Here is a 16,029-nt window from a genome sequence, read left to right as displayed (position 1 = left end):
TTATGAGCTATAAATTTTAATCTATATCGCGTATTTTATAGTCTATTTGGTTACTAATGAGCACAACTTGCTTTGCTCATATATAAAAATAAGGAGATAAATCTATATAATGAAGGAAAAAATATAATAATTCAATATTTTTTTAAGTTCAAAGATTATTTCATGCTGTTTTGTAAAAAAGTCTAGCAAAAGTGCTTTCTTATTGTTTAATATAGAAGTAACATTTCTTTGCTATGCTTGAGCATTGGATTCTTTTGATTGCTCACTTCGGGAGAAGTAAATTAATGAGTATAAAAAAAGCCTTCATCGTGGACAGATGAAGGCTTTTGGTCTCACTGTATTAATAATGAGCTACATTTTTTACAATAAGGTATTAATTGCTTTGAATAAGCTCATTCAAAGATTTTGCTATTTCAGGATCTGCGTAATCACGCCCACCTTCCATACGATCTACCATCTCTCCCTTTTTGTTAATGATTACCGTAGTTGGTATTGCATTTCCTAAGAAATCTTGCGGAATATCGCCATTTGGAATATACACTTGTAAATCATATTTATTTTCGGTCATAAATGCTTTTGATTTTTCCATCGTGCCATCTACATCTACCATTAAAAATACGATGTCATCATTACCCTTGAAGGATTGTTTTAAAGTGTTGATAGAAGGCATTTCATGAATACAGGGAGGGCACCACGTCGCCCAAAAGTTAATGAATACCACTTTACCTTTTAGTGAGCTTAGGGTGATATCTTTTCCATTTTCATCTTTAAAGCTAACCTCGTTTGCTTGGATAGCTGTAGTAGCCACTGTACTATCCTCTGCTGTTTCGTCCGACTTTGAATTTTGCGTGTCTTTAGTTTTTGAATTGCAGGATATAGCTGTAATGCTGCATGCAATCAAGAGCATGCCGATCATTTTCCTATTGAATTGGATTTTCATATTTATTTCTATTTGTTTATTTTTCCTTCTTTAATTTCTTCTGATGGCTTTAATATGATCTGACTTTCTGTCGAAATTTGGCCAAATACTTCCGTTAACGTATCCAAATGTACGCCTTCCTTGACAGGAATGCGTTTAATTTCTTGATCGTCTAATATAAGTATAAAAGTGCCAGCCTGTGTCGTTAGAACACTTTTTTTAGGTACCCAACTAGATGGGGTCTTACGTTTTAATTTTAATTTAACTTGCGCATAGTCGCCTCCTTGTAATTCGCGTGATGGATTGTCGACATCAAATTCTAGTGTAAGTGACCGATCTTGCTGATTCAGTAATCCTGAAGTACGGGATAATGTTGTCGCAAATGTTTTTCCAGGCTGTGAACTTACGGTGAAATTCGCTTGGACACCTTGCTGAACAGAAGCCGCATGTTTTTCTGGAAGTGACAAAGTTAAGCGTAATTTATTACCTTGTGCCATCATGAACAGCGATTGGTTGGATGAAGTTCCTGCCAATGCTCCTACGGAAACATTTCGCTCTGTAATGACGCCATCGAAAGGGGCAGTGATACGCAGATATTGCTGTAATTGTGATGTATGGGTCGTACCAGCTTTAGAAGCTTCGTAAGCTGCACGTGCACTTTCAACAGAACTCTTTGCTCTGTCTAATTCAATTGCCGCTACAGCACCGGCTGTCGCTGATGCATCTTTCAAACGATCGTATGCTTGTTGTGCAAAGAGGTAATCGTTATATATCTTTTGCTCAGTAGCTTTGTCAGAAAGATATCGTTGATCCATTTCTGGGGCCTCTAGTATTGCCAATAGCTGTCCTTTACGTACATGATCACCACGGTCTACATATAACTGTTTTACAAATCCTGATACTTTTGCAAAAACAGCCACCTGTTCATAAGGTTTCAGTTCTGCTGGAACTGAAATCTCATATTCCGGATTTATGAACTGCACCGCCACAGTACTATAATTTATTTGTTTGTCCGCTTTTTTATTCTCTTTTTTAGTTTTTTGTTCTTGCTGACCGCATGACATACATGTAAGGAGGAGCAAAGCAAAGCCCGTTAAACTTGATATTTTATATTTAGAGATTGTCGTATTCATGATGTGATATTTTATATGGATGATGTTTTTTTATTAGAATAATACTGACTTGTCTCATCATCAGGATCTAGAGATGGGCTACTAACTGATGTTCTGGACATGAGCGAAGAAAAGAAATGCGGTAGAAGCAGTAAAATAACAATTGTAGATGCAATAAGACCGCCAATAACAGCTCTACCGAGAGGTGCTACTTGTTCGGCGCCATCTCCAATACCTATTGCCATAGGCAACATACCGGCAAGCATGGCCGCGGCAGTCATTAATATCGGACGTAATCTTGACGAAGCAGCTAATCTTGCCGCGTTTGTAGGTTTTAAGGCCATATTTCTTCTGTAATATTCAGCTTGATTAATGAGCAATACGGCATTGGATACCGATACACCAATGGACATGATAATACCCATATATGATTGTAAATTAAGAGTACTGTTCGTAAGAAATAATACAATTAAGCTCCCCGTAATTACAGCAGGAATGACTGATAGGATAATTAAAGGAACTTTAAAAGACTGGTAGTACGCAGATAACATCAAGAAAATAGCAATAATAGCTACAGCTAATCCTGTCAAAAGATTGCCTAATGTGTCGTCAAGAAGTTGCATTGTACCTTCAGTCCATATACTAACACCACGTGGAGGTTCGCCCGCATCTTTTATAGCTTTTTTTACGGCTGTAGAAGCTGTTCCCAAATCTTGATTGTAGACATTTGCTATGATCGTGACATATCGGTTAGGACCTTTGCGGTTTACTTGTGCAGGAGCGGTTACTCGGCGAACAGTGGCAATATCTTCAAGTACCGGACGGAGGTTTCCTTTCTTTAAAGGAAGCGATTTAAGCCTTTCTTCTGATGACATGATATGCTCGGGGATCTGAACCTGAACTTGAAAAACAAGCCCCGATTTCGGATCTACCCAAAGATTTTTATCTGTAAAACGGGTAGAAGAGGTGGCGGTCACTAAGCTCTTCGTGATTTCCTGCATGGTTAATCCAAACTGTCCGGCCAAGTCACGGTTAACTTCAATTTCAAGAGTAGGGTAGGCGATTGGTTCAGCAATTCGTACATCTCTTAAATAAGGTATTTCTTTCAAATTCGATTCAATTTTCGAAGCATGTGTATTTGCTGCTTTAAGCTGTCCGGCACCAACTTTAATTTCAATGGGCGTCATAGCTCCCTGTCCCATTATTTTTTCTGTCAGTTCCATCGGTTCAAAATTGAACTTTATCTGTGGATGATTCTGAGTTATTGAAGTTCTTATTTTTTCTTTCAGGTCCTCCATAGATCCAGCATACAAATTTTGATCTACGGATACTTGCAGTACCGCTTCATGTGAAGAACTTGTGAACAGAAAAATAGGATTGATCGGGGATGTTGCAGGTTGCATGCCCACGAAAGCAGAAGTTATCGCTATGCCATCTTCAGGAAGCTGTGTTTTGATAGCATCAGTAATGGAGTTGACGATCTGTTCTGTTTTTTCGATTCTGCTTCCTTGTGGGGCTTGTATACGTAATTGGAAGTCACCGCTATTTGATACAGGCATGACATCGGTTCCGACGAAATTTAATAATAAACCGATTGTTCCCCCAGAAAGTACAATATAGAGTAAAAAAAGACCAAGTGATTTTGCGGACCACTTGCGCATTCTGTAAGAATAATTTACTCTGAATTTCTCAAAAAAAGCTTTTTTTCTATTCGTTTTACTTACAATTTCCTGTTTATTTTTCATTAACCAATTCGCCAAAATAGGTACGAATGTTTGAGAGGCAATAAAGGATGCTATCATTGCAAATGCTACTGCCATTGATAAAGGAATAAACATGTCCTTAGGAATACCGGTCATAATGAAAGCAGGAGTTAACACTGCTAAAATGCAAAGTAGAATTAAAAGCTTTGGAACAGATATTTCAAGCAACGCATCTAAAATAGCGCGCTGTTTTCCTTTTTTCATTTCCATATGTTGATGGATGTTTTCGATCGTCACTGTAGCTTCATCGACAAGAATACCGATCGATAGGGCTAAGCCGCTTAGTGTCATGATGTTGATGGTTTGTCCAAATAGGTAAAGAACCATAACAGCCGAGAGTATAGCGATCGGTATTGTCAGTACTACGATAAAAGCCCCCCGCGTATCTCCTAGAAATAAGAAAATCATCAATCCCGTAAAAACAGCACCGAGTATGCCTTCATGTATCAGATTAGAAAGTGAGCGCTCAATGTATTTGGATTGATCAAATTCGTAACGGACATCCACATCTTCCGGAAGTTGATTCTTTAATTTATCCATGGAGGACTTTAAATTATTTACAGCATCTAGTGTAGAAGCATCTGCTTTTTTGATGATAGGCAGGTATACGGAGCGTTTCCCGTTGACCAATGCATATCCCACTGTTTGATCTGCGCCATCTGACACAGAAGCGACATCTCTGACATAGATGGTACGGTTGTCAGTGGTTTTGATCGGTGTATTTAAAAACTCCTCCGGATTTTTAGCGATTGAGTTAATTGGAGCCATTAAATTTTCATCGCCTATACGGATATTTCCGGCAGGAGAAGGAACACTGCTTTTGGTGATGGCAATTGTAATGTCTTCGGCACTTAGTCCGCTGGCCTGCATCGCTTCGGGATCAATATCGACGACAATTGAACGCGCATTACCTCCAAAAGGTGCGGGTGCGGTGATCCCGGGGATTTCGACAAACATCGGTCTGATTTTGGTTAATACAAGTGTCTGTATTTCATTGATCGAGAGTTTGTCACTTTCAAAGACCAACTGACCTACCGGTAATGAACTTCCATCAAAACGGACTACCATCGGCGGTACTGCACCAGCAGGTAGAAAGCCCATCGCTCTTGAAACTGAAGTAGATACTTCTCCGGCTACTTGTGCCATGTTGGTACCTGGATAAAAGGTAAGCTTCATCAGGCTGAGCCCCTGAACACTTTTAAAGTCTATATTTTTAACACCGCTGACAAATAGGAGCACCTTCTGAAATTCATTTGCCATAAATCCGTCCATATAGGCCGGGGATAATCCGCCATAAGGCATAGCGATATACATAGCCGGTAATTCAACTTCAGGAAAGATGTCTACATTGATTTTTTTTATTGTGCTATAAGAAAAAAAGGCAATCGTAATGACCGCTACCATGATAGCAATGGGTTTCCTGAGCGCAAATCTTATTAGATTCATATCTATATATTAAAGGTTATTAAACAGATAATCGAAATTGGCCGTTAGCTCTGACTCATATGCCAGTAACAGCCAATACGAACGGGAGGCTTCGATATGATTATTCTCGGCCTGTTCAAGTAAAATGCGGATCTGTAATAATTCACTAAGCGTGATCAGTCCACTTTTATAACGGGCTAGGTACATACCATAAGCATCTTGTGCCTGTTTAACGGCGATTTGAGATTTTTGTAACTGCTTATATTGCCAGTGGCTTTTTGTTTGAGATGCTGATAGATCTGCTTCCATCGCATCGTGATATTGCGTTTGCAATAATTTAGCGCTGTTGGCCTCTTCATTTAATCCTTTACCTTTTAATCGGTTTGTATATAAACTTGTTATATTCCATGTTATGCCTATACCGACAAGCATATTATTCGTGTTATTTCTAAAACCGTCTTGCCATGCACTTGAACTTTTACCATTGGAGTTAACACCTGTTCCTCGGTAAGCATAGCCACCTAGTAGCTTTAATGATGGCATCGCTGCTCTCTTTTGGGCTTCTCCGCTTTGCGTATAGTATTGCACCTGTTTGCCTAATGCAGCTAATATTGGATGACTGTCGTTGATGCCCTGACTAGCATTTACATCCTGACTTTCCATGGGAGCTGAAAAATGCCGAATGGATGAACTGTACATAACAGTATCTTGACCATATAGTTCTTGGAGTTTGATATAGGAAGCATACTTATTACCGTTCCATTTATCATGCTCACCCATGGCCTGCACATAAGAAGAAGTAGCCAAAAGACTATCTGCCGCAGGTTTAAGACCCGAAGCCGCTAAACCTGAACTGATTTTACGGATATCATCTAAGCGTTCCGTATTTTTTTTAGACCATTCTAATTTTGCATGATTATAAAGCAATGTGATGTAGCGTTCAGAAAGTACTTTTTTGAGATTTAGGATGTAAGCATCCTGTTCACTAACTTTTTTCTGAACTAGCGTTTCTGCCACTTCATTTTCTTTTTTAAGTCTACCAAAGGTGAACAATTCCCATTCAACAGTAGCCGAAGCAAAGCTATTTGCTGCTAAACTGCTTCCTTCTAATGCTCCAGGATTACCGCTTACATTAAAAAAACCGGGCTGCGGAAAGAAAGCTCCGGCACTTCCTTCATAAGTGCCATAGGTGTTTTGAAATTGTGTTTTTACTTGTGGAAGATGAGTACTTTTTACAGCTTTGGCATTTAGCTCGGCCGCATTTATAGCAATTTTTTTAACACCTATTCCAGGGTAGTTTTCTTCCACCTGAGACCATAAACTGCCCAGTGTGTTTTCTTTTTTTTGCTGTCCGTATAAGGGTAGCACGGATGCAAGGGCAAGCCACATACATATAGCTGCCACTATGTCTTTTATCATAATGATATTATGTTTTTGAAAAGCCGTTGAAATAACAACAAGCTGTCTAGAATAAAATAGAAGTTTTAGCCTATTGAAAAGTAATGATCAATAGGATTATAGGAAGGTAAAAAGAAGTACTAAATTTGGAGATTGCGATCTCTTATAAAAATAGGAATGGAGCCTGATAGTTTCAGATTGTCATAATTGGGGTGTACTTGTTGACTGCGGATAACAATGTTAAGCAGCAACATAAACGCAAGGGTAAATAATACAAGTGGAGCAAAATCACCAACATGAAAAGAAACAGCTTGTGATATCTGTGTATTTGTGCTTTCACTATTGATACATTTTTCAGCTACGTTGCTGGAAAATAGATTTCCATTTTTTATCGGAGCTTTTGTTGTATTACTTGTTATATCTGCCCAGCTTTTGATGCTACTTTTTATTGCACAGGAAGTCAACAGTACACAAAAAATCGTTGCAACGACAAATAAGATTCGTTGCGATTTTCTTGCGATATGTAGTCTAAAGCGGTTCATATAGAGGTAAAGCTAGGGCTTTTTATGCGAGCCCGCAAATATTAGGTGGTGTTTTTTTCATATCTAACAGTTTTGTTGCTGAAGCAGTTTTTTTTAAAAAAACAGAAAATTTAAATTTTATGCTTCATTCAAGCTTATGAATAATACTTGCATTGCCAGTGAAAGTTCGAAATCACTCCTTCATGCTTTTTATTTTGCAAGAAGTGATAGTGCCTCCTCTAGTGTTTTTACAAAATTAACCTGTCTTCCTTTATTACTTTCATATATGAAATCAATTATGCTTTTGGAAGTGAATTTTGAAAAATCACCTACGATAATGATTTGCATGCGGTAATTAGAAAACTTTTGCAATACCTCTCCTGCGATTTTATTTTTGAGATCAAAAAAATCTGATATCAAATTTTTTTCGTGTACGATTACTTTAGAGAGATCCTCATAATATAGATTTCCTATTAAATCTACGGCATCATCTGCCGTTTTTATGACTACAGCCTCGGAAATTAATTCTGCTACTTTAATGTGATTGATCTGGTGGAACGTGAAATTCATTATTTATTGTTTTAGTATTGGTATTCAAGATATGGTTTACAATTCTTCAATAATAGACTGCCCTAAAGATAGGTCTCCCGAAGTCCATTGCCAGCGTTCATGTAATCTTATCTTTCCATTCGGTAAGATTTCAGGTTTAGATTTACAGATTCCAGTCATTAATTTTCCTTCTTTATTCACCTGTTGATAGCGCATATCAATTTCCCCCTGCTCATTCACGAGACCAATCAATTGACCATGGATGATTTTACCTCCGTTATATTGAGCTGTTACAATAGAGTCAAGCTGTTTATAGTGGAAAACTGTTTCATGGGATGTTTCTCCATTATTGCTATTGTTTACAGCAGAAAAACGTTTGTTATTATAATTTATCATATTTTTTGAGGTAAATCTCCGTAATGAAAAACTTGAGGAAAGGGATCATAATAGTCGTGAAGCAGCTCTTTCCATTTTAAATATTGCGGAGACTGGTGGAATCCAATTTCATGTGCTTCTAAAGAACTCCACTCCACTAGAAGTACATACTGGTTTTCTACCTCGATACATTTTTTTAGTGAATGCCTTATATAGCCGTCAATAGCTGCAATATATTGGCTGGCTGTGATGAAATCATTTTCAAATGCAAGCTGCTTACCTGCTTTTACATGTAATATCGCTAATTCTAATATCATCGGTTTGTTTAAATTATCAGTGGAAATTAAAACAATTTCAAATTGTCTTTAATTCCATTTTCCAAAAAATAAAAAAGTTGAAATCCTAGATTTCTTTATCTTGCAATTTAAAGAATCTTTGATAGAATAAAGTATGCTTGTTCTTTCGATACCGATCGTTTTTAATATTTGGAAAGTGTGGCGGATTATTTTATGATCCCAGGAAGAGGCATCCCTATAGAATATAGTAATATAAAAAAGCTTGCAAAATATCATAAAAAACAAAAGCCCAAATTACTTTGGGCTTTTGTTTTTTGGCGGAGAGCGAGGGATTCGAACCCCCGGACCTATGACAGTCAACAGTTTTCAAGACTGCCGCATTCGACCACTCTGCCAGCTCTCCGCGACAAAAGTACGAATTTTAACATTCCTACCAAATTTATTTTAAAAAAATAAAGGTAAAAATAGATTTTGAACAGTGATTTTGCTGATTTTAAGTGTCTTAATTTTTATTAGTTTTTTGTTTTATGATAAAGAGATCGATGTTTTCGATAAAACAAACATCACTTGTATTTCCAAAATCTGATAATACCGTGTTCCAGAAGCCATATTTCGATTGTTTTAGATATACATTTTCCGTTTTGAACTATATTTCATATTGGATCTATTATGAAAAAGGAGTTGTATGGAGGGCAAAATCTTCAGTTTTTTATGGTGTGAAATTCTTTTTCATAAATGCATCGTATTCTTTCTCTTCTATATTCATTTTGTCGTACCAATTTTTCTTTAATATTAACGAGGTAATACTTAGAACCAATATACTAGTTATTAATGGAAATCCTTGTTGAACAACAATATACATCGGTATTAATGTCAAAGAACACTGCCAGACAATACCGATAACAATATTGAACATATCACGTTTGAAATTTTTGTTTTGCTTTAAATCGGGATATTGGGCTTGTGCTTTTTTTATAATTGGATCCCAGAAACCCCACGGACGTACTTTAATGTAGAAGTCTATGAGCGTTTTATCTTCTGTAGGTTTGGATAGTAATGTGCCTGCTATACAGCCAATCAACGAAATACACATTAATATCGGAAAATAATACAAAGGCAATATGTCTGGAAAAAACAAGGGCGCCACCATTGCAGCTACAATTCCTGTAAACATACCTGAAAAGAAGCCATTGCCATTAAATCTCCACCAATGCCATTTTAAAACATTAGCAGCGATGTATCCGCCATACAATGCAGAGACGATCCATTGTAAAATAGAATTGATATTGTGCAGATAAAGGCCAATTATGGTGCTGACAACAACAACCAGTACGGATATGATATAGCTTGCTCTAATTTGAGTTTTGGAGGATGCTTTTGTGTGGATGTATTTTAGAAAAACATCATTTACCAGATATGCTTGAGCAGCATTTACAGTGGAGGCAAATGTAGACATAAAAGCAGCGAGCAATCCTGCTAGCAAAATACCTACGAGCCCTACGTATGCAAATTCATTGATCGCTTTAGGAAGAATGGTTTCAAAGTCAATATTATTTCCCATTGTCTTAAATTCGTCACTAAAAAATACAAGTGCAAGTACTGTAAAACCCATGATCATCAAGTATCTGGGAATTAATAAAATGACCGATACCGAGCCACTCATGAGTGCGGCTTCTCTTGGACTGCGACAGGCAAGTATTTTTTGCATATCATAGTTAGCTGCTGGTCCTGCCATACTCATAAATACTCCCTTGAAAAGCATCATCATAACAAATATCGTAAACAAGCTATATTGATCTTCTTGAATTTTAGTCATGATAGAGGGTATTAAATCCTCCCAATCAAGATCCAATTTCCATCCAAAAAAAGGAGAGTCCCACCCTTTGGGTGTATGTGCTGCAAGCATTTCCGGACTTACTTTATTCATGGCTATTGACGCAATGATGATTCCTGAAATGGTCATGATGCTGAATTGGACAACGTCGGCCCAAACAATGCTATGCATGCCTCCAAGCATCACATAAGAGGTTGCAATAGTCGTAAAAAATATGCCGTAAACTTTGGCGACAGATTCTGGTTCCAGATGAATGGGAACATAGGGAGAGATATACTCCCAAGGAAAAAATACTTCCATGAATTTTCCGATTCCGATGAAACCATAGCTAAGAAATCCAAGCACCCCAATTATTGCATATAAGATTACTATTGTATGGGACAGGTTGGCTCCTCGTCCATAGCCGAAGCGTGTTCGGATCCATTCAGCTCCCGTTAGTACATTGGAACGCCGTAACCATACTGAAAGGTATATCATTAAAAATACCTGATTGAAAACGGGCCATAGCCAAGGGATCCAAAGGCTTTTAAAACCATAAACAAATGCAAGATAGACCATCCACATGGTTCCCGAAATATCAAACATGCCAGAGGCATCCGATAGACCAAGCATGTAGAAAGGAAGTTTTTTGCCTCCAAGAAAATAGGAGTCCAGATTTTTTGAGGCTCTTTTTTTTAATAATAAGCCGATAACGATCATAGCGATGAGATAGACGACTATTATAAGTATATCTATGAGTTGGAGCTTCATTGAATATTAACTATTCCTTTCTAGTGATTGATTTGTAAATTGGTTTCTTCGGTAACCAAATATACATTTTTTTTCTACTATTCCTTATCCCGTTTTCAGCGATAGGGATGTTAACATATACATCGTTATCAGGACAATTTAGTATAAGCAGATGAGGACTTTAAAGAAATTAATGAGTGTATCCTTGAGATAAAGCCATCATGAATTCCTAAAATTATGAGAACTCATGACGGCTTTAAGAAAAAATTGATGTTTCCTGGCCGATGGCTTGAAATTTCTTTTAGATCATTTTAGCGAGGTAAGCGTGGTTTTTGTCGATCAGCTGATTTATTTTTTTTACAGATTCCAATGATCTAAAATCATCTTTTGGTGTATGAAGACAGTAATCCAGTAGTCTGTCAATATCTGATATGGCAACATGCATCCGTGTATCACTGGATGCATAGTATATATAAACAGTTCCATCATCTTTTGCAATCCATCCATTTGAAAATAAAACATTGGACACATCTCCAATTCTTTCATCTTTTTGAGGGGCTAGCAGATATCCACCTGGCTCCGCAATCAATAGACTGGGGTCTTGCAGGTCGGTGAGGTAGAGGTATAAAACGTATCTTAGACCCGCTGCGGTTTTACGCACACCATGGGCTAAATGCAACCAGCCTTTAGTCGTTTTAATAGGAGGTGGACCTTCTCCATTTTTAACTTCCTTGATCGTATGGTAATGTCTGAAATTGACGATCTTTTCTTCTTGTATTATAGCATTAGCGATATCATCTATCAATGTCCATCCAATTCCGCCACCACTTTTGGCCAGGATAAAATCATCTTGAGGTCTTGTGTAAAGTGCATATTTTCCATCGATAAACTCCGGATGAAGCACAACATTACGTTGCTGACTGGAAGCACTCAGATTGGGGAGACGTTCCCAGTGGATCAGGTCTTTTGAACGTATAATGCCTGCAGAAGCAAGAGCACTTGAGAGATCACCTGGTGTTGCGTTAGGGTCTAATTTTTCACTGCAGAAGACTCCGTAAACCCAGCCATCTTCATGAACAGTGAGTCGTATATCATAAATATTTGTTTCGTCAGGATCGGTATCTGGCACAGCGATCGGACGATCCCAGAAGCGAAAGTTGTCAAGACCATTTTTACTTTCAGCAATTGCAAAAAAAGATTTTCTATCTGTGCCCTCGACACGGATAAAAAGGAGATATTTTTCTTTCCAGTAGAGTGCACCCGCATTCATAGTCGAGTTAAAACCTATGCGTTCTAAAAAAAAGGGATTCGTCTGTGGATTAAAATCATAACGCCAATGCAAAGGAATATGATCTTTTGTAATTACTGGATTTTCACAACGCTGTATAATACCATTTGATGAAGGAATGCAATAATTGGGTCGGTTAAGTAAAGATTCATGGTATTCAGCTACTTGTTTCTTTTGGTTTTCAAATATAGTCGACATCAGGCAGTAAAATCTAGAAGTATTTTCAATTTAGTAGTTCTCCGGGTATAAAGGCATGCGGGTTACACGGTGGAAGGCGAAGCCACTGTTGGCCGCGATTTCAAGTTCAAATAGTATTTCTTTAGTCTTTGGGTTTATTTCCATGATGCGGCCCCCTGTTCCCAATGAGGTGGACACACCCATGCCGGGACAGAACAGGACATTTCCGGTTTGTTTCAGGTATTGTACTCCTGACACGGCAAGAGAAAATCCCTTAGCACCGCGTTCCTTACCATAGGACCAAAGTTGCTGCACAGTTTTGTTGGCAACATCAATTTTGTACTCCACTATACGACTATAATTCGTTCTAGAGGGGATGGAGTTTGATATCCAATTACGGTCATAACCATTGTCAAATACCAGTATGCGGTCATTGGCAATAGCTACCGGAGTATGAGGCCCCCATGGCCAGTCAAAGCCGTCGATTTGTGCGTCGCCATTGATAACTGCGGGGTCTGTAACCGGAGTGCCGTCTTCAGCAATAGGATTTAATAACAGAGCTTGATATTGGCTTTTCCATAATTTGTGAGGTGATATGATCCAGCGAAGACTTCCGGAATGATTAAAACTTACAATTCCCTGGTAGCGTAGCGTGGCTAATAAATCATTGCCTATTTCGCCTATAGCATTATTGTGGGCCCAGTTGTTGGGTGTCTGCGAGAAAAGGGGCGGAGTAATACCATCTGGTTTTATGTAGCGGGAAGTATCGAGCTGATGAGCAAGATCCCATTCGGTTACTAGCGTACCACTTTCGGGATTTAACTCGATAATGTGGTCATTGACGCGTGGTTCACCATTTCGCAGGCGCGCACCAGTTTTTGTCACTGTAATTAAGAAGTTCCCGTTGTTCGATTCCGTAATTTCATGATGAAATCCATATCCTAGTTTTTGAAGATCCCACTGACGCTTTAAATTACCAAACATATCGATTTCCACCACACGTGCCTGTGCTTGATCACCTGCAATAAAAGTTCCTTTTTTAGTCCGTTTGAGCCCGATAGAGGTCGAAAGTTTCTGTAAATCTGGAGATGATTTAAGAAGCAATAGCCAGCGTAATTCTCCTTCGCTATCTAACATATAAGGTAGGGATACATCCGCTTCACTCATACCCGGATAGTTAATTAAATTCATTCCAGGTTCCATTTTTTCGGGTAGTGCTTTCATTTTTTTCCATTTCGGAAAGTCAGCAAGTGAAATCGCTGCTGTACGTATATGTATCTGGGTACTGCCTCGTTCCTTACCTTCCATATCGGTATAAGTAAGATCAACCAGATTGTCATGGTCAGGATAAAGACCCAGAATAGGTACGCTTTGGCGGATTGCATTTTCCTGACATAAATGTGTTATTGTTCCGATTGAGCTGTTTTTGCCCTTTACCGTTACTTTTATTCTACCGTAGGTTGGCAACCATACATCGACTAAAGCCGCTAAAGGATTGTATCCAGAGGGGTTGAGTTTTATCTTTTCAACGATATAATCAAGTTCAGTACCTTTGGTCGGTACAATAAGCTCTGAACCGTCGCGGAAGATAATCTTGGTGCGCCAGCGATCAAGTTCAGCTTCAATCTTGGAAATATCCTGCAATGGAATCCGTAGTGTCTCCTTTTCAAAAGTGAAGATATAATCTTCATTTTTAGAAATATTGATCAGTAACTCACCGGCATCGATTTTAGAACTTAGTGACTGCTGTGACGCTATTATTATAGGTGTAGCTTTATCTTTAGCACAAGAGGGGAGCAGTATGACCAGGAGGATTATTATTAGGATCTTATTTGCTATGTTATTTTGTGTTCTACCTGTTACCATCATGTATCGTATTTTTCAAGCTGGAAGAATTTTTTTTAAGTTTTCTAGCGAAGACGTTCCTGTGTTCGCTAGAAAACTGTGGTTACTTTATTGTGAGCTACTTTTGACTATCTTATCTCCATAATGGATGTTGCTGTATTTTTGTATTTGTATTCATCTCCGATTCCGGAATAGGCAGGTAATAATGTTTTGGTTGAAAATTATTGGCTCCTTGTTTTTTATTTGTTATCAGGATCTGTTTCATTTCGGCTGGAGTATACAAGCGTTTTAAGTCAAAGAAACGATGGCCTTCAAAGAAAAACTCGAGTTCATTTTGTTTGATGATCTCCTTCATCAGTTCGTTTTCACCGGTCCAGTTTTTTGTCCCCAAACCAGCTCTACTACGGACGCGTGTCAGCGACTTGGCTGCATCGATCAAGTTCCCATTCTTTGCACAGGCCTCTGCATGCAATAATAATACTTCAGCAAATCGGAATACGCGAAAATTGTTATTTCGATTTGTTGCATCATACATGCTGTTCGAGCCAGCTGCATTTAAGAAAAAGTTCGTGTATTTTTTGATTAGAAAGCGCCCCGGTTTATTGCTAATCGTTGGATACACCGGTTCGCCACGTTGTCTTTTGCTGCTTGCATTGCTCCACATCAGATCAAAAGGTTGATTTCCGAACCAGGCACCATCTGTCAGACCGGTTTCATAATCGGAATATTTCCAAAAAAAGCTGGTATACATCCTTTTGTCAAAACGTGTGTCTGATCCCGCCGGACGCTCTTCTGCAATAAAGCTTGACACGACAGAAGCACCTGGCATTAATTTGAACCAAGCTCCGGTGCCATCAGGTCCGGCAAAATTTGGCAGAACAAATCCTTGTGGGCTGTTTGGCGATTCTTGTCCCCAAGGACCATCTGATCCAAATTTGCTGTCATATACCAGTTCCCAGATTGATTCTTTATTTAACTTGGTATTATCTTTAAAGTTATCTTCAAAATTTTCAACCAGATCATACGTGTATGGTGCGGTTAGCAAGGCTTTTAACTCTGTTTCAGCCTGTGCATATTGCTTGGTGTAAACAAGGGCTTTACCAAGATAAGCAATTGCCGCACCTTTTGTTACTCGTCCCGCTTCGGCGGCAGGTCTGGTTACAGGAAGATTGTCTTTGGCTGCTTTAAAATCAGTTATGACCTGTTTCCATACTTCAGCTTCTGGAGAAGCCGGTTTATTAGTTCCTTCTGGATCATCACCAGCTGGAATTAGCAACAGAGGTACATCGCCATAATTAGCCGCCAATAAAAAGTAATACATTCCCCGCAAGAAGCTTGCTTCAGCACTTAGTTCTTTCTTTTTATTTTCATCCATTGGAACCTTGGATATGTTTTGAAAAAACACATTAGCCCGGTTTATACCACTATACAAACTGCCAAAGTCACTCGCAGAGGTCCCAGCAGAGTTTAAGAAGTTAATATATTCCCAGGTAAATGGTTCTTCACCAGCGAGGAACCATACATCATCTGCTCTGTTCATCGTTTGATAGCCACTATAGGCACCATAATATCCGCTCATCTGCGAGCGAATAGGTGAGTAGATGGTAGCCATGGCTGCCTGGGCATCTCCCTCATTGACCCAGAAGATATCTTCAACTGGTTTGTTGGGATTGATGCGGTCTAGAAAGTCAGATTTACAGCCCCCTAGCGACAGAAGAAGGGTTGCCACGATCGAACATTTTATGATTGAAATTTTCATGTATATCGTATTTAGGAAATTAAAGGTTGTTGTTTAAAA

At 38.6% G+C, this 16,029-nt stretch carries 12 protein-coding genes and 1 tRNA gene; all 13 read right to left on the bottom strand.

What is annotated here, in order from left to right:
- Positions 1 to 373 precede the first annotated feature (373 nt).
- Positions 374 to 940, bottom strand: coding sequence for a TlpA family protein disulfide reductase (locus tag JAZ75_RS23495; RefSeq protein WP_208698962.1), 567 nt, complete (start codon positions 938 to 940; stop codon positions 374 to 376).
- A gap of 8 nt (positions 941 to 948) precedes the next feature.
- Positions 949 to 2,052 (bottom strand): efflux RND transporter periplasmic adaptor subunit, encoded by a 1,104-nt coding sequence (locus JAZ75_RS23490; RefSeq protein ID WP_208698960.1) that lies wholly within the window; start codon positions 2,050 to 2,052, stop codon positions 949 to 951.
- A gap of 11 nt (positions 2,053 to 2,063) precedes the next feature.
- Positions 2,064 to 5,240, bottom strand: coding sequence for an efflux RND transporter permease subunit (locus JAZ75_RS23485; RefSeq protein WP_208698958.1), 3,177 nt, complete (start codon positions 5,238 to 5,240; stop codon positions 2,064 to 2,066).
- A gap of 9 nt (positions 5,241 to 5,249) precedes the next feature.
- On the bottom strand, positions 5,250 to 6,638 hold the full coding sequence (locus JAZ75_RS23480; protein ID WP_208698956.1) for a TolC family protein: 1,389 nt from the start codon (positions 6,636 to 6,638) through the stop codon (positions 5,250 to 5,252).
- Positions 6,639 to 6,757: 119 nt separating this feature from the next.
- Positions 6,758 to 7,159, bottom strand: a complete 402-nt coding sequence (locus JAZ75_RS23475; RefSeq protein WP_208698954.1) for a hypothetical protein — start codon at positions 7,157 to 7,159, stop codon at positions 6,758 to 6,760.
- Positions 7,160 to 7,348: 189 nt separating this feature from the next.
- A complete protein-coding gene (locus JAZ75_RS23470; RefSeq protein WP_208698952.1) occupies positions 7,349 to 7,708 on the bottom strand; it encodes a DUF4180 domain-containing protein in 360 nt (119 codons plus the stop codon).
- Between the two features lie 36 nt (positions 7,709 to 7,744).
- Positions 7,745 to 8,083, bottom strand: a complete 339-nt coding sequence (locus JAZ75_RS23465; protein ID WP_208698950.1) for a n-acetylglutamate synthase — start codon at positions 8,081 to 8,083, stop codon at positions 7,745 to 7,747.
- Positions 8,080 to 8,379: an antibiotic biosynthesis monooxygenase family protein gene (locus JAZ75_RS23460; RefSeq protein WP_208698948.1), complete on the bottom strand. Its 300-nt coding sequence runs from the start codon at positions 8,377 to 8,379 to the stop codon at positions 8,080 to 8,082. Before JAZ75_RS23460 ends, JAZ75_RS23465 begins: the two co-directional genes overlap by 4 nt.
- A gap of 294 nt (positions 8,380 to 8,673) precedes the next feature.
- Positions 8,674 to 8,761: transfer RNA gene (locus JAZ75_RS23455), tRNA-Ser, on the bottom strand.
- Between the two features lie 306 nt (positions 8,762 to 9,067).
- Positions 9,068 to 10,942 carry a sodium:solute symporter family protein gene (locus tag JAZ75_RS23450; protein WP_208698946.1) on the bottom strand — a complete coding sequence of 625 codons (1,875 nt, stop codon included), beginning with the start codon at positions 10,940 to 10,942 and terminating at the stop codon, positions 9,068 to 9,070.
- Between the two features lie 280 nt (positions 10,943 to 11,222).
- Positions 11,223 to 12,407: a glycosidase gene (locus JAZ75_RS23445; RefSeq protein ID WP_208698944.1), complete on the bottom strand. Its 1,185-nt coding sequence runs from the start codon at positions 12,405 to 12,407 to the stop codon at positions 11,223 to 11,225.
- A gap of 30 nt (positions 12,408 to 12,437) precedes the next feature.
- A complete protein-coding gene (locus JAZ75_RS23440; protein WP_208698942.1) occupies positions 12,438 to 14,255 on the bottom strand; it encodes an aryl-sulfate sulfotransferase in 1,818 nt (605 codons plus the stop codon).
- Positions 14,256 to 14,364: 109 nt separating this feature from the next.
- Complete coding sequence (locus JAZ75_RS23435; protein WP_208698940.1) at positions 14,365 to 15,990, bottom strand: RagB/SusD family nutrient uptake outer membrane protein; 1,626 nt, start codon at positions 15,988 to 15,990, stop codon at positions 14,365 to 14,367.
- Positions 15,991 to 16,029 lie beyond the last annotated feature (39 nt).

The sequence above is a fragment of the Sphingobacterium sp. UDSM-2020 genome (assembly GCF_016132525.1).
Lineage (GTDB): Bacteria > Bacteroidota > Bacteroidia > Sphingobacteriales > Sphingobacteriaceae > Sphingobacterium > Sphingobacterium anhuiense.
Note: the sequence above shows the minus strand (reverse complement) of the source record. Positions and strands in the feature narration are given on the sequence as shown.

Excerpts from the sequence above, each read along its gene's own strand:
- JAZ75_RS23495 (WP_208698962.1), bottom strand. The coding sequence starts at position 940 with ATGAAAATCCAATTCAATAGGAAAATGATCGGCATGCTCTTGATTGCA.
- JAZ75_RS23490 (WP_208698960.1), bottom strand. The coding sequence starts at position 2,052 with ATGAATACGACAATCTCTAAATATAAAATATCAAGTTTAACGGGCTTT.
- JAZ75_RS23485 (WP_208698958.1), bottom strand. The coding sequence starts at position 5,240 with ATGAATCTAATAAGATTTGCGCTCAGGAAACCCATTGCTATCATGGTA.
- JAZ75_RS23480 (WP_208698956.1), bottom strand. The coding sequence starts at position 6,638 with ATGATAAAAGACATAGTGGCAGCTATATGTATGTGGCTTGCCCTTGCA.
- JAZ75_RS23475 (WP_208698954.1), bottom strand. The coding sequence starts at position 7,159 with ATGAACCGCTTTAGACTACATATCGCAAGAAAATCGCAACGAATCTTA.
- JAZ75_RS23470 (WP_208698952.1), bottom strand. The coding sequence starts at position 7,708 with ATGAATTTCACGTTCCACCAGATCAATCACATTAAAGTAGCAGAATTA.
- JAZ75_RS23465 (WP_208698950.1), bottom strand. The coding sequence starts at position 8,083 with ATGATAAATTATAATAACAAACGTTTTTCTGCTGTAAACAATAGCAAT.
- JAZ75_RS23460 (WP_208698948.1), bottom strand. The coding sequence starts at position 8,379 with ATGATATTAGAATTAGCGATATTACATGTAAAAGCAGGTAAGCAGCTT.
- JAZ75_RS23450 (WP_208698946.1), bottom strand. The coding sequence starts at position 10,942 with ATGAAGCTCCAACTCATAGATATACTTATAATAGTCGTCTATCTCATC.
- JAZ75_RS23445 (WP_208698944.1), bottom strand. The coding sequence starts at position 12,407 with ATGTCGACTATATTTGAAAACCAAAAGAAACAAGTAGCTGAATACCAT.
- JAZ75_RS23440 (WP_208698942.1), bottom strand. The coding sequence starts at position 14,255 with ATGATGGTAACAGGTAGAACACAAAATAACATAGCAAATAAGATCCTA.
- JAZ75_RS23435 (WP_208698940.1), bottom strand. The coding sequence starts at position 15,990 with ATGAAAATTTCAATCATAAAATGTTCGATCGTGGCAACCCTTCTTCTG.